18 protein-coding genes are annotated in these 19,460 nt (G+C 67.6%); 13 read left to right on the forward strand and 5 right to left on the reverse strand.

Annotated elements, in window-relative coordinates; all coding sequences use genetic code 11:
- The 3 genes from C0099_RS14410 (at window position 1) to C0099_RS14420 (ending at window position 3,027) form a co-directional block, all read left to right on the forward strand.
- Window positions 1–795, forward strand: a complete 795-nt coding sequence (locus tag C0099_RS14410) for a phosphonate ABC transporter ATP-binding protein (RefSeq protein ID WP_102248069.1) — start codon at window positions 1–3, stop codon at window positions 793–795.
- A complete protein-coding gene (locus C0099_RS14415) occupies window positions 792–2,567 on the forward strand; it encodes a PhnE/PtxC family ABC transporter permease (RefSeq protein WP_102248070.1) in 1,776 nt (591 codons plus the stop codon). Before C0099_RS14410 ends, C0099_RS14415 begins: the two co-directional genes overlap by 4 nt.
- A gap of 67 nt (window positions 2,568–2,634) precedes the next feature.
- Entirely contained in the window at window positions 2,635–3,027 is a 393-nt protein-coding gene (locus C0099_RS14420) for a rhodanese-like domain-containing protein (protein ID WP_102248071.1), read from the forward strand.
- Window positions 3,028–3,144: 117 nt separating this feature from the next.
- On the opposite strand, the gene C0099_RS14425 is transcribed toward C0099_RS14420, so the two are convergent.
- Window positions 3,145–4,335: a multidrug effflux MFS transporter gene (locus C0099_RS14425; protein ID WP_102248072.1), complete on the reverse strand. Its 1,191-nt coding sequence runs from the start codon at window positions 4,333–4,335 to the stop codon at window positions 3,145–3,147.
- A gap of 84 nt (window positions 4,336–4,419) precedes the next feature.
- Complete coding sequence (locus tag C0099_RS14430) at window positions 4,420–5,928, reverse strand: YifB family Mg chelatase-like AAA ATPase (RefSeq protein ID WP_102248073.1); 1,509 nt, start codon at window positions 5,926–5,928, stop codon at window positions 4,420–4,422.
- Window positions 5,929–6,091: 163 nt separating this feature from the next.
- Between C0099_RS14430 and C0099_RS14435 the strand changes: the two genes are divergently transcribed.
- The 7 genes from C0099_RS14435 (at window position 6,092) to C0099_RS14465 (ending at window position 13,962) form a co-directional block, all read left to right on the forward strand.
- Window positions 6,092–7,396, forward strand: coding sequence for a YjgN family protein (locus tag C0099_RS14435; protein ID WP_102248074.1), 1,305 nt, complete (start codon window positions 6,092–6,094; stop codon window positions 7,394–7,396).
- Window positions 7,396–8,415: a M48 family metallopeptidase gene (locus C0099_RS14440; RefSeq protein ID WP_102248075.1), complete on the forward strand. Its 1,020-nt coding sequence runs from the start codon at window positions 7,396–7,398 to the stop codon at window positions 8,413–8,415. The genes C0099_RS14435 and C0099_RS14440 overlap by 1 nt, the downstream gene beginning before the upstream one ends.
- 324 nt (window positions 8,416–8,739) lie before the next feature.
- On the forward strand, window positions 8,740–9,750 hold the full coding sequence (locus C0099_RS14445) for a TRAP transporter substrate-binding protein (protein WP_102248076.1): 1,011 nt from the start codon (window positions 8,740–8,742) through the stop codon (window positions 9,748–9,750).
- A 64-nt stretch (window positions 9,751–9,814) separates the two neighbouring features.
- Window positions 9,815–10,318, forward strand: a complete 504-nt coding sequence (locus tag C0099_RS14450; RefSeq protein ID WP_102248077.1) for a TRAP transporter small permease — start codon at window positions 9,815–9,817, stop codon at window positions 10,316–10,318.
- A gap of 4 nt (window positions 10,319–10,322) precedes the next feature.
- On the forward strand, window positions 10,323–11,603 hold the full coding sequence (locus tag C0099_RS14455) for a TRAP transporter large permease (RefSeq protein ID WP_102248078.1): 1,281 nt from the start codon (window positions 10,323–10,325) through the stop codon (window positions 11,601–11,603).
- Window positions 11,604–11,627: 24 nt separating this feature from the next.
- The gene (gene ggt / locus C0099_RS14460; protein WP_199797626.1) at window positions 11,628–13,238 is read left to right on the forward strand and encodes a gamma-glutamyltransferase; all 1,611 of its coding nucleotides are present in this window, start codon (window positions 11,628–11,630) and stop codon (window positions 13,236–13,238) included.
- Between the two features lie 34 nt (window positions 13,239–13,272).
- Entirely contained in the window at window positions 13,273–13,962 is a 690-nt protein-coding gene (locus C0099_RS14465; protein WP_102248079.1) for a TetR family transcriptional regulator, read from the forward strand.
- Window positions 13,963–13,965: 3 nt separating this feature from the next.
- Here C0099_RS14465 and C0099_RS14470 read toward each other — a convergent pair whose 3' ends face one another.
- Window positions 13,966–14,229, reverse strand: a complete 264-nt coding sequence (locus C0099_RS14470) for an accessory factor UbiK family protein (RefSeq protein ID WP_102248080.1) — start codon at window positions 14,227–14,229, stop codon at window positions 13,966–13,968.
- A gap of 311 nt (window positions 14,230–14,540) precedes the next feature.
- Here C0099_RS14470 and glnK point away from each other — a divergent pair, with 311 nt between their 5' ends.
- From glnK to C0099_RS14485, 3 genes are all read left to right on the forward strand, one after another.
- Entirely contained in the window at window positions 14,541–14,879 is a 339-nt protein-coding gene (gene glnK / locus C0099_RS14475; protein ID WP_102248081.1) for a P-II family nitrogen regulator, read from the forward strand.
- Window positions 14,880–14,892: 13 nt separating this feature from the next.
- On the forward strand, window positions 14,893–16,242 hold the full coding sequence (locus C0099_RS14480; protein ID WP_102248082.1) for an ammonium transporter: 1,350 nt from the start codon (window positions 14,893–14,895) through the stop codon (window positions 16,240–16,242).
- A 280-nt stretch (window positions 16,243–16,522) separates the two neighbouring features.
- Complete coding sequence (locus C0099_RS14485; protein WP_102248083.1) at window positions 16,523–17,236, forward strand: TorF family putative porin; 714 nt, start codon at window positions 16,523–16,525, stop codon at window positions 17,234–17,236.
- 71 nt (window positions 17,237–17,307) lie between these two features.
- On the opposite strand, the gene C0099_RS14490 is transcribed toward C0099_RS14485, so the two are convergent.
- Window positions 17,308–18,639, reverse strand: coding sequence for an ATP-binding protein (locus C0099_RS14490; RefSeq protein ID WP_102248528.1), 1,332 nt, complete (start codon window positions 18,637–18,639; stop codon window positions 17,308–17,310).
- Window positions 18,640–18,671: 32 nt separating this feature from the next.
- A complete protein-coding gene (locus C0099_RS14495) occupies window positions 18,672–19,430 on the reverse strand; it encodes a response regulator (protein WP_102248084.1) in 759 nt (252 codons plus the stop codon).
- Between the last annotated feature and the right edge of the window lie 30 nt (window positions 19,431–19,460).

Here is a 19,460-nt window from a genome sequence, read left to right on the forward strand (position 1 = left end):
ATGACCTCGGACTCCACCCTCCCCGTCCACATCACCGACGCCGCCGTCGCCTACGCCGGCCGCACGGTGCTCGACGGCATCACGCTCGACGTCGCGCCGGGTGAGCGCGTGGCCGTGATCGGTCCTTCCGGCGCCGGCAAGACCACGCTGTTCCGCCTCATCGCCGGGCTGGTCAAGCCGGCCGGCGGCGAGGTCGTCACGCTGGGACGCGACACGCGCCACCTCACCGGCGGCGCGCTCGATGCCATGCGCCGCGAACTCGGCTTCCTGCAGCAGCAGGACAACCTGATCCCGCAACTGCGCGTGGTACACAACGTGCTGATGGGCCGGCTCGGCCACTGGTGGCTGCCGCGCGCACTGCTCTCCCTGCTTTGGCCACAGCAGGTCGATCGCGCGCTGGCCGCCCTCGAACGCGTGGAACTGGCGGACCGGCTGTGGTCGCTGCCGGATGAACTGTCGGGCGGTCAGCAGCAGCGCGTGGCGGTAGCGCGCCTGATCGTACAGCAGCCCAAACTGGTGCTGGCCGACGAGCCGGTGAGCGCGCTCGACCTGCGCCTGGGACGCGAGATCATTGAGCTACTGGGCCAGCTCGCGAGCCATGACGGTGCGACGCTGCTGGTCAATCTGCACACGCTGGATCTGCTGCCGGGGCGCTTCGATCGCGTCGTCGCACTCAAGGACGGACGCCTGTTCTGGAGCGGTACGCCGGAGACGCTCGACCGCGCCTTGCTGCGCGAACTGTATGGCGCCGAATATCGCGCGCTGCATCTGGACGAGCTCGCGCTCCCGGCATGAACACGTCTTCGCCCCTCGCGCTGCGCCGGCGACCGTGGGGACACTTCGTCGCCATTCTCGCGGTGCTGCTCGCACTCGGCGCTGCGCTCGCGGCAGCCGAATGGGACTTCGCGGCGCTGACCGACCCGGATCGTCGCGCCGCGGCGGCCGCGCGCATCGGCGAATGGCTGGTGGCGCTCGCCTCGCCCGACCTGTCGCACGAATTCCTCGCCCGCGCCTGGGAACTGACCCTGCAGACCCTCTCGGCGGCCATCCTCGGCACCGCGCTGGCGGTCGCCGCGGCCTACCCGCTGGCGATGGGTGCGAGCCGCGCCGTGTGTGTCGGCGAGGAAGACGCACGCGGAGTCTGGCGGCACTTTCCGCTGCGCTCGCCACGCGCACTGCTGTGCGCGGCCTGCCGGCTGGTGCAGGACGTGCTGCGCGCAGTGCCCGACTTCGTGTGGGCCATCATCCTGGTGGCAATGATCGGGCTCGGCCCGCTCACCGGCGCGCTGGCGCTGGCGCTCAACATCACCGGCATCCTCGCCCGCGTCTACAGCGAGCTGTGGGACGGCGTCGAGGAGACCCGCTACGCGCAGGTGCGCGCGCTCGGAGCCGGACGCATTGCCACCTTCCTGTACGGCATCCGTCCGCTGGCCTCGCGCAATGTGCTCTCCTTCACGCTGATGCGCGCCGAGTGCGCGATCCGCAACGCAGCCGTGATCGGCGCGGTGGGCGGCGGCGGCCTGGGTGCGGAGATCTGGTATCAGATCCGCTTCGGCGCGTGGGACAAGGTCGGCACGCTGATCCTGTTCACGCTGTTGCTGACGCTGACCGCGGATCTGGCCGCCAACCACATCCGCCGCCAGTTGCGCGGCGACCCGAACCGCGCCGCAGCATCGGTCACATGGACGACCGCCGGGCCCTCGCAATCGGGTCGGGCGCCGCGCGCGCCGTGGTGGGCAGCCGCCTTTGTCAGTGCCACGGCGGTCTGGTCGGTGTGGTTCATGGGCTGGGGCAATCGCGATGACGACGGCGCCGCGCGCAACCATCTGGCGCCGCTGGGGGAGTTCCTCACCGGCGAGGCCTGGACCCGGCTGGGCTTCTTCGAGCGCCTGCTCTCGCCGCAGCTCGATGCGGCCTTCGTGCTGCGCGTGGTCGAATCGGCGAGCATTCCGCTGGCGATCGCGACGGTCGGCACCCTGCTCGGCACGGCCGCGGCGATCGCGATCAACCACTGGCATTCGGCGAGCTGCCAGTGGCATGCACCACGCTTTACCGGCGAGACGCCGGGCGTACTGCGCCGCGCGGGCCGCGCGGCCCGACTGGTCGCGGCCCGAGCGCTGGCGATGGTCTCGCGCGGCGTGCCCGAAGTCACCTGGGCCTTCCTGTTCATCGCCTTCTTCGGCCCCGGCCTGGTGGCCGGCACGCTGGCCATCGCCGTACACACGCTGGGCGTGCTGGCGCGCGTGTTCGGCGAAGCCGTAGACAACCTGCCCCATCGTCGCTTCGAGCCGATCGGCGCGTCGCCGCTGGTGCTGTGGGGCACGGTCGCGGCACCGATGGCCTGGCGCGACTGGATGACCTATACCTTCTTCCAGTTCGAATCGAACGTGCGCGCGGCCGTCGTGCTGGGCTTGATCGGCGTCGGCGGGCTGGGCTTCGAGTTCGCGTTCAACTTCGAGTGGTTCCGCTTCGAGCGGGCCTCGACCTATCTGCTGATGATGGTGTTGCTGACGGTGCTGATCGACCGCGCATCACGCATGTTGCGGCTGGCACGCGTCGGCTCTTGAGCGCCGCAGGGTCCGAAAGCGTGTCCAAATACGCTAATATGCTCGTCCTTCAGCAGAGGCATCCGCGATGAAACACTTCACGCCCAAAGAGGCGCACAGTTTCCTGCAGAGCAACCCCGAAGCGCTGCTGATCGACGTGCGCAGCGAGATCGAGTACCTGTTCGTCGGCCACCCCACCGGCGCCATCCACGTTTCGTGGAACGACGGCCCGGACTGGGAGGTGAACCCGCATTTCGTCGGCGAGGTGAAGAAGCTCGCCGGTCACGGCACGGAACGCCCGGTGGTGTTGATCTGCCGCAGCGGCAGCCGTTCGGTGAGCGCCGGCGAGGCGCTCGCCGAGGCGGGCTTCAAGAACGTCTTCAACGTGCTCTACGGCTTCGAAGGCGAACTCGACGAGAAACACCATCGCGGCACCGTCAACGGCTGGCGCCATGACGGCCTGCCGTGGGAGCAGTGCTGAGGCAGAAAGCGGTCGGACGCCGTACACGGCTTGGGTAGGGCGGATTAGCGCAGCGTAATCCGCCGCATGAATGCCCATTGCGGCGCATGCCCTTCGGCGATTGCGCCCTGCGCCTTGCTAGCGGGAATTTTTCGCCATCGCCGCCCAGACGACGAAGCACAGCAGCCCCAGCGCGACGAACACGCTCGCACCCGCGCCCAGCGTGAGCGGCGAACCCCACAGCAGCGGCGCGAACAGCCCTGCGGTGAGTGCATTCAGGCCGACCTGCGCGAAGCTCTGGCAGCTCGATGCGAACCCGCGACGCGCCGGGAACAGGTCGAGCGCGTAGATCGTGAGCGTCGGCATCGCCAAAGCCATGCCGAAGGTGTAGATGCCCACCGGCAACACCGACCACGGCACGGATGGCGCGAAGACGGCCGCGTGGACTACGCCGATACCGACGGCCGCGAACATCACGACGAAGCCGGTGATCACGGTGCGTCGCCCCGTCCATTGCCCGGCAATGTTTCCGGACAGCCAGGAGCCGCCCATCATGCCGGCCACCGCCGGCACGAACAGCCACGCGAAACTGCCCGGTCCGAGCCCGAGGTGCTCCATCACGAATACCGGAGCGGACAGCACATACACGAAGAAGCCGTTGAAGTTGAGGGCAACGGCCGCGATCAGCAGCAGGAAGGGCACACTCGAGAACACCGCGCGATAGGCGCGCGCCAGCCCCACCGGATGCAGCGACTGGCGCTGCTCGGGCGGCAGCGTCTCGGGCAGAAATCGCCAACTCATCCACACCAGAACGCCAGCGAATACCGCCAGGAAGACGAAGATCGAGCGCCAGCCGAAGGCCAGCAGCAGGGCGCCGCCGACCATCGGCGCGACGGCCGGTGCGATGCCGAAGATCATTATCACGCGCGACATCAGCTTCTGCGCACGCGCGCCATCGAAGATATCGCGGATCACCGCACGCCCCACCACCATGCCGGCACCGGCACTCATGCCCTGCAAAGCGCGCCCGCCCCACAGCCATTCAATGGAAGTTGCAAAGGCGCACAGCAGGGAGGCGACGCCGAACAGCGAGGTCGCCACCAGGATCACGTTACGACGCCCGAAGCGGTCGGACAGCGCACCGTGCCACAACGCCATCGCGGCGAAAGTCACCATGTAGGCGGTGAGGGTCTGCTGTACCTCGATGCGCGTGGCGCCCAGATCCGCGGCCATTTCGGGAAAGGCCGGCAGGTAGGTGTCGATCGAGAACGGACCGATCGCCGCAAGTGCGGCGAGCAATGCGGCGATCCAAGGGTGGGTAGCGGGCATGCGGTGTCGTGTTTACCTTCGCGCGGCCAAATGCCGGCGAGCCGCTACAGCATACCGGTCGCGGCGCGCCGGCGATAGCGCCGCTCAGCCGCGACGACGAAGGTCGAGCGCACGCCGGTAGGTCACGGCCTCGGCGACATGGGCCACACCCACCCGTTCCTGCCCGGCCAGATCGGCGATGCTGCGCGCGACCTTGAGCAAACGATGATAGCCACGCGCCGACAGCCCCAGGCCGGCGGCGGCATCTTCGAGCAGCTTGCGGGCGGCCGCGTCCGGCGTGCAGTGGCGTTCGATCGCGCGCGGCGCGAGTGCTGCGTTGACGCCGCCCTGCCGCTCGCTCTGGCGAGCGCGCGCCGCAAGCACGCGCGTGGCCACGACCGCGCTGGACTCGCCGGGCGCGGCCGTGGCCAGCTCGGCCGGCTCCAGTGCGGGCACCTCGACCACCAGATCGATGCGATCGAGCAGCGGCCCGGACAGCTTGCCCAGATAGCGCGCGATGCGCTCGGGCGTGCACCGGCAGCGGCTGCCCGATGCACCGTGGTAGCCGCAGGGGCACGGGTTCATCGCCGCGACGAGCTGGAAGCGGGCGGGGAATTCCGCGCGCCGGCCAGCGCGCGAGACGGTGATGCGACCAGTTTCGAGCGGCTCGCGCAGGGCCTCGAGAACGCGTCGGTCGAATTCGGGCAACTCGTCGAGAAACAGCACGCCATGGTGGGCGAGGCTGATCTCGCCCGGACGCGGTACGCTGCCGCCTCCCACCAGCGCCGGCGCCGAGGCCGAGTGATGCGGTGCGCGAAACGGCCGACGATGCCAGCAGGTCGGATCGAAGCCACCCTCGATGGACTGCACCGCCGCACTGGCGACCGCCTCGTCCTCGCTCATCGGCGGCAGCAAGCCAGGCAGGCGCTGGGCGAGCATGGACTTGCCGGTCCCGGGCGGACCGAACAGCAGCACCGAATGCGCGCCGGCCGCGGCCACCTCGAGCGCGCGACGCGCACGCAGCTGGCCCTTGATGTCGGCCAGGTCGGGCATCGCGGCGTCGGGCGCGGCCGCCTCGCGACGCACATGCGGCAGGATTTCAGAGCGCGCCTCGAGATGCGCGCACACTTCGAGCAGGCTATTGGCCGGCAGCACGCTGGCGGCGCGGGCGAGCGCGGCCTCGTCGGCATTGGCGGCGGGCACGACCAGGGCGTGGCCGTCTGCGGCCGCCGCCAACGCAATGGCCAGCGCGCCGCGCACCGGTCGCAGGCGCGCATCGAGCGAGAGTTCGCCGACGAACTCGTGTCCGTCGAGCGCCTCGACGCGGATCTGCCCCGACGCGGCGAGAATCCCCAGTGCGATGGGCAGATCGAAGGCGCCGCCTTCCTTGGGCAGATCGGCCGGCGCGAGATTGACGGTGATGCGCCGCTGCGGAAAATCGAACTGCGCCACGGCCAGGGCCGCACGCACGCGGTCGCGTGCCTCGCGCACCTCGGCATCGGGCAGACCGACCAGATTGAAGGCCGGCAGACCGTTGGCCAGATGCACCTCGACGGTGACCGGAGAGGCTTCCAGCCCGCACAAGGCACGGGTATGGACGATGGCCAGCGACATCGCATCCTCCGCAGCACGAACATGACATGGGCGTTTTTCACACAGCGTGCATGACAATGCGATGAAGGACAACTCCTGCGCGCGTCGATGCTGCTATCATGCTTCGCGATCGACCGGACGGATGGTCCGGCACCGGACGTGACGCATCCCTGCGGAGGCCAGCATGTCGCAATCGACCTACAGTCTCACCTACGAGGGCGGCTTCCGCGAAGGTTTCGACGCGGCTGCCGTGCGCCAACGCGTGGTCTCCGTGCTCGGCCTGAGTTCCGAGCAGGAAGACAAGGTCTTCAGCGGACGCGACGTCGTGCTGCGCCACGGCCTGACCGAGGACGATGCGCTGCGCTATTGCGCCCGCCTCAACTCGATCGGCATGGCGGTCAAGCTCCGGCTCGACGCCGAGCGGCCTGTGCGCCCGATGATCTCCAGCGACGGTCGGCGCGAGCCCGGCTTCGGCGCGCCCGCAGTCACGCACGATGGCACTGACGAAGGCGAGTCCCGCGTGGTCGCGTTCGATTTCCGCGGCGAGGGTGCGGAGTTCTTCCGCATCTGGATCGTCAATATCCTGCTCAGTATCGTCACGCTGGGCATCTACTCGGCGTGGGCCAAGGTGCGCACGATGCGCTACTTCTATGGCAGCACGCGGCTCGACGGCTCCGCCTTCGAGTATCTGGCGGACCCGGTCCGCATCCTCAAGGGACGCGTGATCGCCTTCGTCCTGTTGCTGCTCTACACCTTTTCAGACCAGTTCTCACCCATCCTCGGCTTTGTCACCTTCGTGCTGTTCATGCTGGCCCTGCCGTGGATCGTTCGCCAGGGTCTGATCTTTCGCAATCACAACAGCGCCTGGCGCGGCGTGCGTTTCGGCTTTGACGGCAGCCTCGGCGATGCCTACAAGGCCTGGCTGCTGTGGCCGCTGCTGGGCGTGCTCAGTCTCGGCATCCTGATGCCGTTCGCCTTCGCGCAACAGGCGCGCTACACGATCGGCAACGCGCGTTTCGGCACCTCGCGCTTCGCCTTCGACGGGCCGACCCGGCGCGTCTACATCGTCTTCGGCGCCGCCGGCGGCGTGATGATTGCCGGTGTGGCCCTGTCGACAATCGTCGGATTCGCCCTGCCCCCACTGTCCTGGCTGGTACTCCTTGCGGGCTATCTGATGGGCTTCGCGCTGTTCGGCGCGTGGATGACCAACTGGCGCTTCAACCACGCAAGACTCGACGGCCATCTGTTCGAAGCCGATTACGACGCGCTCTCCTACGCGAAGCTGGTGCTCACCAACACGCTGCTGATGGTCGTGACGCTGGGCCTGTTCTATCCATGGGCGCGGGTGCGCACCGCGCGCTACGCGGCCGAACACACGCGCGTCGTCGCCGACGGCGACCTCGATGCCTTCGTCGCCGCCCGCCAGCAGGACCAGTCGGCCACCGGCGCCGAGATCGGCGATCTGTTCGACGTGGAGATCGGCATCTGATGCAGGTGGTCGGCAGCTTCGGTCACGGCGACAGCACGCGCTTGCAGTCGGCCCGCCTGCTGGTCGAGGGCGGGCATGCACGCGTGCTCGGCACCGACGGCACGGCACTCACCGGCGCGGTGCCGCTCAACAGCCTGCAGATTCCCTCGCGCGTCGGCTCCACGCCGCGCACGCTGCGCTTTCCCGACGGCGAGTGTTTCACCACCGAGGACAACGATGCGCTCGATCGGCTGCTCGCGCCCGCGCGCACGTCCTCGGGCCTGGTGCACGCCCTCGAGTCGCGCTGGCGCATGGTCGCGCTCGCACTTGTGGTCACCGTTGCTACTGTCGCGGCGGCGATCCACTGGGGCATTCCGGCCGCCGCACGCCATGTCGCCTTTGCGCTGCCGGTGACGATCATGGAGCAATCCGAGGACGCGGCGCTGCGCGTACTCGACGATGGCGGCCTGTTGCGACCCAGCGGGCTCACGCACGACGAACACGTTCGCCTGCAGGCAGCCTTCCGCCCCCTGCTCGATGCCCACGACGACACGCAACCGCTGCGCGTGACCTTCCGCGACGCCTCGCACTCGATCGGCGCCAACGCGCTGGCCCTGCCGGCCGGCACCATCGTGTTCACCGACCAGATCGTGGCGCTCGCGCGCAACGACGAGGAACTGCTGGCAATCCTCGCCCACGAGATCGGCCATGTCGTGCATCGCCACGCCGTACGCAGCACCATCCAGGCTTCGACGCTGTCGCTCGCGGCGGTACTGATCCTCGGCGATGTCTCCTCGGTGGCGGCCACCGCCGCATCGATTCCGATCCTGCTCACCGAGCTGGGCTACTCGCGCGACTTCGAGCGCGAGGCCGACGCCTTCGCGGTCGCGGCCCTGCATCGCGCCGGCATCGCGCCGACGCGCCTGGCCGAGATCCTGCATCGGCTCGCCCCCGGCGAGCACTCGGACTACCTCGCGACCCATCCGCCGACACCCGAACGCAGCGAGGCGATCCGCGACGCGGCCGCCAGGCTGCGCTGATCCGCACTCCGGAGGGGCACGCGCACCGCCATGGTGCGCGCGCCCACTGCCCTCACCCCAATCCGCCACGTGCAGTGCCCTGCCGCTACTGGCACGGCAATTGCTTAGGTCCGCAAGTCCGCCAGGCAGCGGATCGAACCGACATCACAGGAGCAAATGATGGCCTCATTGCCGTGCGCGACAACGACGGGCCCGCCCGTCGAACGCATTCGCGAACAAGAAATCCTTGACTTCGTGAAGATGGTAAGTAATCTGTTACTTGCAAAACACGAAAGACCCCTCGAGGGGCACCCCGGATCCCGACATCCAGCCAAGGAGACATCGATGAACAAGCCCTTTCACCGCAGCAAGCTCAAAGCACTGGTCGGCGGCCTCGCGCTCGCCGCACTCGTCCACGCCGGCGGCGTCGCCGCTCAGGTATCGATGAAGTTCCACCACGACCTGCCCGAGGACAGCGCCCAGCATCTGGCGGCCGAGAAGTTCAAGGCCGCCGTCGAGGAGCGCAGCGGCGGCGCCATCAAGGTGCAGCTGTTCCCCAACAACGCGCTCGGCGACGACGTCGAGGCCACCCAGCAGATGCAGTTCGGCGCGCTCGAGTCGGCCATCATCCCGACCGCCAAGCTGTCGAACTTCGTGCCGGCGATGCAGATCGTCGACCTGCCCTTCCTGTTCCCGTCGCCGGCGATCGCGCACGAGGTGCTCGACGGCAAGGCCGGCGACCAGTTGCTGGCCACCGTCGAGAAGGTCGGACTCAAGGGTGCGACCTTCTGGGAGAGCGGCTTCAAGCAGTTCACCTGCGACCGCGAGGTGTCCGGTCCGGGCGACTTCGAGGGTCGCAAGGTGCGTGTGATGCAAAGCCCGATCATCATGGAGCAGTTCCGCGCGATGGGCGCCAACCCGGTGCCGATCGCCTTCGGCGAGACCTACAACGCGCTGCAGCAGGGTGTGGTCGACTGCCAGGAGAACCCGTTGGTATCGATCACCAAGATGAAGTTCTACGAAGTGCAGTCGGATGTCGTGATCAGCAACCATGCCTACCTCGCCTACGCCTTCCTGTTCAGCAAGCGCTGGTTCGAGGCGCAAAGCCCCGAGCACCAGAAGCTGCTGATGGACGCCGCGCGCGAGATGACGGCCTTCCAGCGCGAGGAGACCGCGCGCCGCGAAGCCGGCTATGTGGACACCATCAAGGACAGCGGTACGCGCGTGAGCACGCTCGACGACGCGCAGCTCGCGGCCTTCCGCGAGGCCACGGCACCGGTGCATGACAAGTTCGCCGAGCAGATCGGTACCGAACTGATGGACGAGTTCAAGCAGGCGATCGCCGCCGCGCGCTGAACTTCCGCGGGGTCGGCCACCCGTCGGCCCCGCTCTTTTCCCGCCTTTCTTCCGGAGTCTTCCGATGCGGAAACTCGACCTCTTGGTGTCGCGTTCCGAGGAAGTGCTCATTGGCGTGCTCATCCTGAGCGCCTCGGTGATCCTCTTCTCGAACGTCGTCGCACGCTATGCCTTCAACGCCGGTTTCGCCTGGGCCGAGGAACTGGTGCGTTATCAGATCGTGTGGATGGTCTTCCTCGGCGCCAGCGTCGCGGCACGCCAGGGCATCCACATCGGCGTGGACCTGCTCATCAAGTTCAGCCCGCCGGCCATCGCCAAGCTCATCGATCTGCTGGTGCACGCCATCGCCGTGGCCTTCTGCGCCGCCCTGGTGTACTACGGCGTCGAACTGGTCGCGCAGACACGTGCCTTCGGCCAGGTCAGCCCGGCGCTGCAGATGCCGACATGGATGGTGCAGCTCGCGATTCCCGTCGGCGCCGCCCTGATGGGCGTGCGTTTCACGCAGCAGTTCTTCCGCACACTGCTCGGTCGCGAGCAGGAAGCGGCCCACCTCGAACAGATCGGGTGAAGCCATGGTCACGACCTTCCTGATTCTTCTCGTCGTGCTGCTGATCCTCGGCGCGCCGATCTTCATCGCCCTGTCCGGCTCGGTCATGACGGCCATGGGCACGGGCAGCCACGTGCCGCTGGCCATCGTCATCGAGCGCCTGTTCGCGGGCCTCGACAAGTTCTCACTGATGGCCATCCCGTTCTTCATCCTCACCGGCAGCCTGATGAGCGTGGGCGGGCTGTCGCAGCGCATCGTGCATTTCGCCAACCTGCTGGTGGGGCGCTTCACCGGCGGCCTGAGCATCACGGCGGTGAGTTCGAGCATGTTCTTCGGCGCGATCTCGGGCTCCAGCCCGGCCACCGTGGTGGCGGTCGGCGGCCTGCTGTATCCGGCGATGCGCCGCGACGGCTACTCGGGGCCGTTCTCGATCGGCGTGATCATCGCCTCGGGTTCGCTGGGCATCATCATTCCGCCGTCGATCGTGATGATCGTCTATGCCGCAGTCACGGGCGTGTCGGTCGGCGCGCTGTTCATGGCCGGCATCGGCGCGGGCGTGCTCTATGCCGCGTGCTTCATCCCCTACTGCGTGTGGCGCGCCCGGCGCGACGGCGTCAAGCCGATGACGCCGCCGACGCTGCGCGAGCTGTGGCTGGGCCTCAAGGACGCGGCCTGGGGCCTGGGTGTGCCGGTGGTGGTGCTGGGCGGCATCTACGGCGGCGTGTTCACCCCCACCGAGGCCGCAGCGGTATCGGTGATCTATGCCCTGCTGGTCTCGGCGCTGATCTATCGAGAGAAAACCCTCGGCCAGCTCTTTCGCACGATGATCGACGCGGCGACAACAACCGCGCAGGTGATGATCATCCTCGCCGCGGCCTCGGTGCTGGCGTGGTTCCTGACCAGCAACGGGCTCGCGGTGGCGGTGGCCAATGCCGTGCTGTCGCTGTCCGAGAACCCGTACCACATCTTCCTGCTGATCAACGTCACGGTGCTGATCGTCGGCATGTTCCTCGATGCCGCTTCGATCATGGTGATCCTCGCGCCGCTGTTCTACACCATCGGCATCAAGGTCGGCATCGACCCGGTGCATCTGGGTGCGGTACTCACCGTCAACGGCGCCATCGGCATGTTCACGCCGCCCTTCGGCCTGAACCTGTTCGTCGCCAGCTCGCTCGGCGGCGTGAGCTACCTGCAGGCGGTGCGCGGTTCGCTGCCGTTCATCGGCATCGCCATCGCGGCCCTGCTCCTGCTCACCTATCTGCCTGCGGTCAGCATGTGGCTGCCCAACGCGGTATATGGCGGCTGACCGCCACGGAAACGAGGAAACAGCATGCACTCCAACACTGTGACCGCAGCCGCTCCGCGCGGCGCACTCGCCCACTCGACCGAGGGCATGGCGACCAGCCCGCACACGCTGGCGACCGAGGCCGGACTGGCCGTGCTGCGCAAGGGCGGCAACGCCATCGAGGCGGCGATCGCGATGGGCGCGTGCCTGGCCGTGACCTATCCGCACTTCACCGGTCTGGGGGGCGACGCCTTCATGATCGTCGCCGACGCCGCCGGGCGCGTGCGCACACTCTCGGGTATCGGTCAGGCCGCCGCCCGCCTGCCCGACTACCGCGGCAGCATCCCGACGCGTGGGCCCGGCTCGATGCTGACCACGGCCGCGACCGTAGACACCTGGGGCCAGGCACACGCGATCTCGCGTGCCGAGTGCGGTGGCACGATGGACTGGGGGGCGTTACTGGAGCCGGCCATCCGGCTGGCGCGCGACGGCTTCCCGATCACGCCGTCGCAGCGCTTCTGGCTGGAGTTCCGTGCCGACGAGATGGACGCGCTGCCCGGCGTGGCCGCGCGCTTTCTGCGCGACGGCCAGGTGCCGGCCGATGGCACGACGATCCGCCAGCCGGATCTGGCGGCCTCGCTCGAATCCATCGCCGAACACGGCCACCGTGACTTCTACGAGGGGCGGCTGGCCGCACGCATCGCCGCCGGGCTGGCCGCGGCCGGCTCGCCGCTGACGGCCGACGATCTGGCTGCCACCGCGGCGCGTGTCGAGGAACCGCTGCGCGTGGCCTATCGCGGCGGCGAACTGCTCGCCCATCGGCCGCCCACCCAGGGCATCACGACGCTGGAGATCATGGGCATTCTCGAGCGCTTCGATCTCGCCGCCGTCGCCGAGGGCAGTGCGGAGCACTACCACCTGCTGGTCGAGGCCGTGAAGCTCGCCTTCATCGACCGCAATCGCCATCTGGCCGACCCGGATTTCTGCGACGTACCCATCGACCGCCTGCTCTCGGCCGGCCATCTGTCGGGCTCGGCGGCGACCATCGACCGCAGCCGCGCGCGCGCCTGGCCGCATGCGTTTCGCAACGGCGACACGGTCTTCCTCGCCGCCGCGGACCGCCACGGCAATGCCGTATCGATGCTGCAGACCCTGTATTACGACTGGGGCAGCGGTGAGGCCGTGGGCGACACCGGCATGCTGTGGCACAACCGCGGCGCGGCCTTCAGCCTGGACCCGTCACACCCGAACGTGCTCGCACCGGGCAAGCGCCCGTTCCATACGCTCAACCCTGGCATGTATCTGAAGGACGGGCGGGCGCGCCTGCTCTACGGCACCCAGGGCGCGGACGGTCAGCCGCAGACGCTCGCGGCCATCCTCACCCGTCTGATCGACTACGAAATGGACCCGCTCGCCGCACTGGCGCGCCCGCGCTTCCTGCTGGGGCGCACCTTCTCCGACAGTCGCGACACGCTCAAGCTCGAGGAGGACGCCGGCACCGAGGTCTTCGCCGAACTCGCCCGGCGCGGCCATGAGATCAGCCCGATCGCGGCGCAAAGTCCGCTGGCCGGCCATCCGGGGGCAATCGCCATCGGCCCGGAGGGCTTCTCCGGCGCACACGACCCGCGCAGCGACGGCGTCGCACTCGGCCTGTAGCCGATAGAATCCGGAACACACCACGGAAGCCCCGATGACCGAAACCGCATCGCCGCCCAAGACCACCCGACGCAGCGCGCCGCGCCCCCGCCGCAACGCCGGCGAGACGCGCGAACGCCTGCTGCAGGCGGCGACCGCGGAATTCTGCGAGCGCGGCTACGACGGCGCACGCATGGAGCGCATCGTGCGTGCGGCCGGCTGCAACATCCGCATGGCGTACCACTACTTCGGGGACAAGGAAGGCCTGTATCTGACGGTGCTCGAGCACATCTACGAGGATCTGCGCTCCAAGGAGCGGGAACTCAACCTCACACACCTGGAGCCGGTCGCCGGCATGCGTGCACTGGTCGAGTTCACCTTCGATCACATGGCCGACCATCCCGAGTTCATTGCGCTGGTGCGCAACGAGAACATGCTCGGCGGGCGCATGCTCAAGAAATCCGGCAAGGTCGCACAGCAGACCACGCCGCTGGTGGGCATGATCCGCGACACGCTTGTGCGCGGCGAGCGTGCCGGGCTGTTTCGCGCCGGCGTCGATCCGCTGCAGTTGTATGTCTCCATCCTGTCGCTGTCGCTGACCCACATCTCCAACCGCTACACGCTGTCGACGATCTTCGAGAAGGATCTGGCCGACCCGGCCTGGCTGGCCGAGCGGCGGCATCACGCGGTCGAGGTCATACTCGCCTACCTGCAATCGAAACCGGCCGTGCAAGCGGCCGGCTGAAACTCACTCCTCGGACGACCCCGCACGCGACCGCGCCAGCTCGCTCTCGAGCTCGGCCACGCGCGCCTCGAGCGCGTGCAGGCGCTCGCGCGTCTGCGCGAGCACTTCGCGCTGTACGTCGAAATCCTCTCGCGTGACCAGGTCCATGCGCTCGAAGGCGCTGCCAAGCAGTGCCTTGGCGTTCTTCTCGATGTCCTTGGCCGGACTGGCTTCAGCCAATTGGGCGAACTTCGACGCAATCTCGTCGAGGAAGCGGGGGGCGGTCATGGAACTCTCCTTTGCATGCGGTTTGCGGCTCGCGCCGTGCTTGCAGGCAGTGTAGCACCGACATCGGGCGGCACTGGGGCACCTCGATCAGCGCGCGCACCACTGTGGTGCATTTGCTGCGTCTCATGCATCGAACATGCGCCGGAGATGCCTTTTTCCGGCGCTGCGCTTATCCCAATGCATTGTTTCTTCAAGGATTCACAAATCTGGCATGGAACGTGCACACCGGTTGTCGCGAGCACGACTTCTTGGAGAAGTGACATGCATTCCCCGACAACCGCAGCACCGTCCGACGACGACAGGAGAATCCGATGAAATTCATCACAGCCATCATCAAGCCCTTCAAGCTCGACGAGGTCCGCGAGGCCCTCTCGGCGATCGGCGTGCAGGGCATCACCGTGACCGAAGTGAAAGGCTTCGGCCGCCAGAAAGGCCATACGGAGCTGTATCGCGGCGCGGAGTACGTGGTCGATTTCCTGCCCAAGGTGAAGATCGAGGTCGCCATCCGCGACGACATGGCCGACCAGGTCATCGAGGCGGTCGAAAAGTCGGCCGCGACCGGAAAGATCGGCGACGGCAAGATCTTCGTCTTCGAACTCGAACAAGTCATCCGCATCCGCACCGGCGAGACCGGCGCCGATGCGCTGTAAAGGGAGCGCGCACATGAAAACAGCCCTCAAGACCCTTCTCGCGGCAGTCGCGGCCGGCTCGGCCGCTCCTGCGCTGGCGCAGGACGCCGACGTCATGACCAACGTGTTCCATCTGCAGTACGCGATGGACACCTTCTACTTCCTGGTGTGCGGCGCGCTGGTGATGTGGATGGCCGCCGGCTTCTCGATGCTCGAGGCCGGTCTGGTGCGTGGTAAGAACACTGCCGAGATTCTGACCAAGAACGTCGCGCTGTTCTCGATCAGCTGCGTCATGTATCTCGTGTGCGGCTACGCCATCATGTACGGCGGTGGCATCTTCCTGTCCGGTATCGACGGCGGCGAGAGCCTGGTGCCCGACGCTCTCGGCGCTTTCACGGAGCGCGGCGACTTCACCGGCGACTCGGTGTACTCGGGCGCGTCCGACTTCTTCTTCCAGGTGGTGTTCGTCGCCACCGCGATGTCCATCGTCTCCGGCGCGGTGGCCGAGCGCATGAAGCTGTGGGCCTTCCTCGCCTTCGCGGTGGTCATGACCGGCTTCATCTACCCGATGGAAGGCGCGTGGACGTGGAATGGCGACGACGTGTTCGGCATGTACAACCTGGGTGATCTCGGTTTCTCCGACTTCGCCGGCTCGGGCATCGTGCATATGGCCGGTGCGGCCGCGGCGCTGGCCGGCGTGATCCTGCTCGGCGCACGCAAGGGCAAGTACGGCCCCAATGGCGAGCCGCGCGCGATTCCCGGCTGCAACCTGCCGCTGGCCACGCTCGGCACCTTCATCCTGTGGATGGGCTGGTTCGGCTTCAACGGCGGCTCGGTGCTGAAGCTCGGTGACATCGGCAACGCCAACGCGGTGGCGATGGTGTTCCTCAACACCAACACGGCTGCCGCCGGTGGCGCGATCGCCGCGGTCATCGTCTCCAAGCTGATGTTCGGCAAGGCCGACCTGACCATGCTGCTCAACGGTGCGCTGGCCGGCCTGGTGACGATCACCGCCGAACCGTCCACGCCGACCCCGCTGCTCGCCACGCTGTTCGGCGCGGCCGGTGGCGTGCTGGTGGTGTTCTCGATCACGGCGCTCGACCGCGTGTTCAAGATCGACGACCCGGTGGGCGCGATCTCGGTGCACGGCACCTGCGGCCTGCTCGGTCTGCTGCTCGTGCCGCTGACCAACGGCGATTCGACCTTCTTCGGACAGATCGTCGGCGCGCTGACCATCTTCATCTGGGTCTTCGGCACCAGCCTGATCGTGTGGAGCATCCTCAAGGCGGTGGTGGGCATCCGCGTCACCGAAGAGGAAGAGTACGAAGGGGTCGACCTCACCGAGTGCGGTCAGGAAGCCTATCCGGAGTTCGTCAGCAAATGATCGACTGCTGAGTCACGAATGCACAGGGGCGCCACGGGCGCCCCTTTTTCTTGCCCGCTACGTCGGGCACGGACCCTGCGAACCACGCTTGCACCATTTTGGCGCAGCGATGCACCACGGCGCTCGCACAATCCCCTCTCATGCTGCGAACAACACGGAAATGCACCCAGCCAGAACGCACAACACATTGTTTTTACTACACAAGCGTCGACATTTGGCATCTGGCACGGGAAGTGCTTTTACACAGTCGCGGAAGCACAAATTTTCAAAGGAGAAAACCATGCAGAAACGCATCATCGCCGCGGCCCTCATCGCCGCCACCCCGTTGTTCGGCGCCAAGCTCGCAATGGCTGACGAACTGCCGATCTCGGCCAACATCAGCATCGTGTCCGACTATGCCTTCCGTGGCATCAGCCAGACCGACCAGCGCCCGGCCCTGCAGGGCGGTTTCGACTACGCGCACGAGAGCGGTTTCTACGTTGGCGTGTGGGGCTCGAACGTGTCCTGGCTGCAGGATCTGGGCGCCTCGGGCAGCAGCCTCGAGATCGACCTCTACGGCGGTTACGCCACCGAACTCGGCCCCTTCGGCGTCGACGTCGGCCTGCTGCAGTACTACTACCCCGGCAGCTACGGCGGCAGCTACAAGGCCGACGGCAACGAGAAGCCGCACACGCTGGAAGGCTACGTCGGCCTGTCCTACGAATTCGTCAGCTTCACCTACTCGCACTCCTTCACCGACCTGTTCGGCATCGCCGACTCGAAGAAATCCAAGTACTACGATCTGTCGGCCTCCTACGAGATCATGGAAGGCCTCACGCTGGACGCGCACTACGGTTACTCGAGCATCAAGAATGCCGACAACTACAAGGACTGGAGCCTCGGCCTGACCAAGTCCTGGGGCGGCTTCGACTTCGGCCTGCACTACGTCGACACCAGCGAGAACAGCAGCCTGATGGACGAGCGTTACGTCGTGTCGGTCAGCAAGAGCTTCTGACCGACACGCCTGAGCAGCAGCGCCTCGGCGTGGTTTTTCTCCTCCTCTCCCACGCCGGCCCGGATGGGCACCTACGGGTGCCCATTTTTTTCGCCCGCAGCCGCACCCAGCGTCACCCGGGCGATCAATCCGCCTTCAGGGTGGTTGGTCAGCCTCACGTCGCCGCCCTGCGCACGCAGCAGGTTGCGTGCAATCGCCAGGCCCAGGCCGGTACCGCCGGTATCGCGGCTGCGCGATGATTCGGTGCGGTAGAACGGTTCGAAGACCTTTTCGAGTTCGTCTTCCGCCATGCCCGGCCCATGATCGCGGATCTCGAGGACGATGCGCTCACGCGCCGCGTGAACAGTGATATCGACTCGTTCGCCGAACTTGATCCCGTTTTCCACGATATTCCACAAGGCGCGTCGCAGCGCCGGGGGGCGCGCCGGACAGGGCCGCCCCGCGCGCCCCGACACGGCAACCTGCCAGCCCAATTCGCGCGCGTCCTCGGTGATCGCATCGAGCAGGCCGTCGATATCCACCGGCTGCAGCGATGTGGCGTCGTCGCGGCTGCGCGCGAAATCCAGCCCTTCGCGGATCAGCGTCTGCATGGCGTCCAGATCGGCGTTGAAACGCTGGCGCAGTGCGGCATCGTCGATTTGCTCGGCACGCAGGCGCAGCCGAGTCACCGGCGTCTGCAGGTCGTGTGAGATCGCCGCGAGAATGCGCGTGCGCTCGCGAATGTGTTCGCGCACGCGCTGCTGCATGCGATTGAACGCCGTGGCGGCGGCGGCGACTTCGGTCGGACCGCCGGTGGGCAGCGGCGCGGCACGCTCCGGATCGTCGCCCAGTCGGTTGGCCGCCTCTGCCATCGCGCGCAGCGGGCGCGTGGCCAGTCGCACCGCGATCCAGCTCAGCACCAGCACGCCGCCGACCAGGGCCGCCAGCGCGGCGAGCAGGCGCGCCGGCGCGGGCGCGCGGAACTCGGGCTGGGGCGGGATGCCCGGCATGTAGACGTTGAGCGGCGCGCCATCGGCCAGACGCACCGACACCAGCAACACGAAACGCGACTCGCCACGGTGATGGTCGCCGCGCGAATGCTCCGAGCGCGGCAACAGATAGGCCGACGCGCGGCGTTCGGGCATCGCTTCCTGCAGCGCGCGCACAAACGGATGATCGGCGTCGAGTTGCCGTGCATTCGAAGGAAACGGGCCGAGCGCCAGGCGCAGGCGTCGCCGACCGAGTTCCTCGATGCGCGCCGCACGCTCGGACGGACCCAGGTGGTCGAGCACGTCGGCCGTGGTCGCGACCTCCTGGGCAACGCCTTCGAACAGTGCCGCGCGACCGACGCGCTCGCGCTCGCCGACGAACAGCGCGAAGCTCGCCGCGAGCACCAGCGCAATGCCGAGCAGCCAGATCGCCATCAGGCGGGCAAAGAGGCTGCGCGGAATCAGATTCACGACGCGTCCGCCGTGACGGCGCGGACTTCGCTGGCGAGCACGTAGCCCTCGTTGCGCACGGTCTTGATGATGGCCGGCTCGCGCGCGCTGTCGCCCAGACGCTGGCGCAGGCGGCTGACCTGCAGGTCGATGGAACGGTCGAACACGTCGGCCTCGCGACCGCGCGTGAGCTCCATCAACTGATCACGGCTGAGCACGCGCTGCGGATGGGCGAGGAACACGGAAAGCAGGCGGTACTCGGCGCCGGACAAGGGCACGACCGTGCCTGCCGCATCGACCAGGTGACGCGCGACGGTGTCCAGCCGCCAGTCGCCGAAGCGCAGTTCACGCACCGCAGCCGACGCCGCGGCGTCGAGGTTGGGCGGCAGCGCGCGCGTACGCCTCAGGATGGCGCGGATGCGCGCGAACAGTTCGCGCGGCACGAAGGGCTTGGGCACATAGTCGTCGGCGCCCATCTCCAGCCCCACGATGCGGTCCATGTCCTCGCCGCGCGCGGTCAGCATCAGTACCGGAATGCCCGCCCGCGGACCGCCGGACGCGCGCAGATTGCGGCACAGCGTCAGCCCGTCCTCGCCGGGCATCATCAGATCGAGCACGATCAGATCGATGCGGTGCGCGTCGAGCGCGGCGCGCATCTCGCGCCCGTTGGCCGCGAGCGTGCAGCGCAGCCCCTGCTTCTCGAGATAGTCGGCGAGCAGTTCGCGAATCTCGCGGTCGTCGTCGACGATCAGGACATGGTCTTGGGCGTGGCTCATCGGAATCTCCTCGACACGCATCTTAAGCCG

The organism is Pseudazoarcus pumilus (genome assembly GCF_002872475.1).
Lineage (GTDB): Bacteria > Pseudomonadota > Gammaproteobacteria > Burkholderiales > Rhodocyclaceae > Pseudazoarcus > Pseudazoarcus pumilus.

What these genes read in the sequence shown, in the direction of transcription:
- C0099_RS14430 (WP_102248073.1), bottom strand. Translation starts at nt 5,928, where the DNA reads ATGTCGCTGGCCATCGTCCATACCCGTGCCTTGTGCGGGCTGGAAGCC.
- C0099_RS14470 (WP_102248080.1), bottom strand. Translation starts at nt 14,229, where the DNA reads ATGACCGCCCCCCGCTTCCTCGACGAGATTGCGTCGAAGTTCGCCCAA.
- C0099_RS14485 (WP_102248083.1), top strand. Translation starts at nt 16,523, where the DNA reads ATGCAGAAACGCATCATCGCCGCGGCCCTCATCGCCGCCACCCCGTTG.
- C0099_RS14415 (WP_102248070.1), top strand. Translation starts at nt 792, where the DNA reads ATGAACACGTCTTCGCCCCTCGCGCTGCGCCGGCGACCGTGGGGACAC.
- C0099_RS14425 (WP_102248072.1), bottom strand. Translation starts at nt 4,335, where the DNA reads ATGCCCGCTACCCACCCTTGGATCGCCGCATTGCTCGCCGCACTTGCG.
- C0099_RS14480 (WP_102248082.1), top strand. Translation starts at nt 14,893, where the DNA reads ATGAAAACAGCCCTCAAGACCCTTCTCGCGGCAGTCGCGGCCGGCTCG.
- C0099_RS14440 (WP_102248075.1), top strand. Translation starts at nt 7,396, where the DNA reads ATGCAGGTGGTCGGCAGCTTCGGTCACGGCGACAGCACGCGCTTGCAG.
- ggt (WP_199797626.1), top strand. Translation starts at nt 11,628, where the DNA reads ATGCACTCCAACACTGTGACCGCAGCCGCTCCGCGCGGCGCACTCGCC.
- C0099_RS14490 (WP_102248528.1), bottom strand. Translation starts at nt 18,639, where the DNA reads ATGGCGATCTGGCTGCTCGGCATTGCGCTGGTGCTCGCGGCGAGCTTC.
- C0099_RS14495 (WP_102248084.1), bottom strand. Translation starts at nt 19,430, where the DNA reads ATGAGCCACGCCCAAGACCATGTCCTGATCGTCGACGACGACCGCGAG.
- C0099_RS14465 (WP_102248079.1), top strand. Translation starts at nt 13,273, where the DNA reads ATGACCGAAACCGCATCGCCGCCCAAGACCACCCGACGCAGCGCGCCG.
- C0099_RS14420 (WP_102248071.1), top strand. Translation starts at nt 2,635, where the DNA reads ATGAAACACTTCACGCCCAAAGAGGCGCACAGTTTCCTGCAGAGCAAC.
- C0099_RS14455 (WP_102248078.1), top strand. Translation starts at nt 10,323, where the DNA reads ATGGTCACGACCTTCCTGATTCTTCTCGTCGTGCTGCTGATCCTCGGC.
- C0099_RS14450 (WP_102248077.1), top strand. Translation starts at nt 9,815, where the DNA reads ATGCGGAAACTCGACCTCTTGGTGTCGCGTTCCGAGGAAGTGCTCATT.
- C0099_RS14435 (WP_102248074.1), top strand. Translation starts at nt 6,092, where the DNA reads ATGTCGCAATCGACCTACAGTCTCACCTACGAGGGCGGCTTCCGCGAA.
- C0099_RS14445 (WP_102248076.1), top strand. Translation starts at nt 8,740, where the DNA reads ATGAACAAGCCCTTTCACCGCAGCAAGCTCAAAGCACTGGTCGGCGGC.
- C0099_RS14410 (WP_102248069.1), top strand. Translation starts at nt 1, where the DNA reads ATGACCTCGGACTCCACCCTCCCCGTCCACATCACCGACGCCGCCGTC.
- glnK (WP_102248081.1), top strand. Translation starts at nt 14,541, where the DNA reads ATGAAATTCATCACAGCCATCATCAAGCCCTTCAAGCTCGACGAGGTC.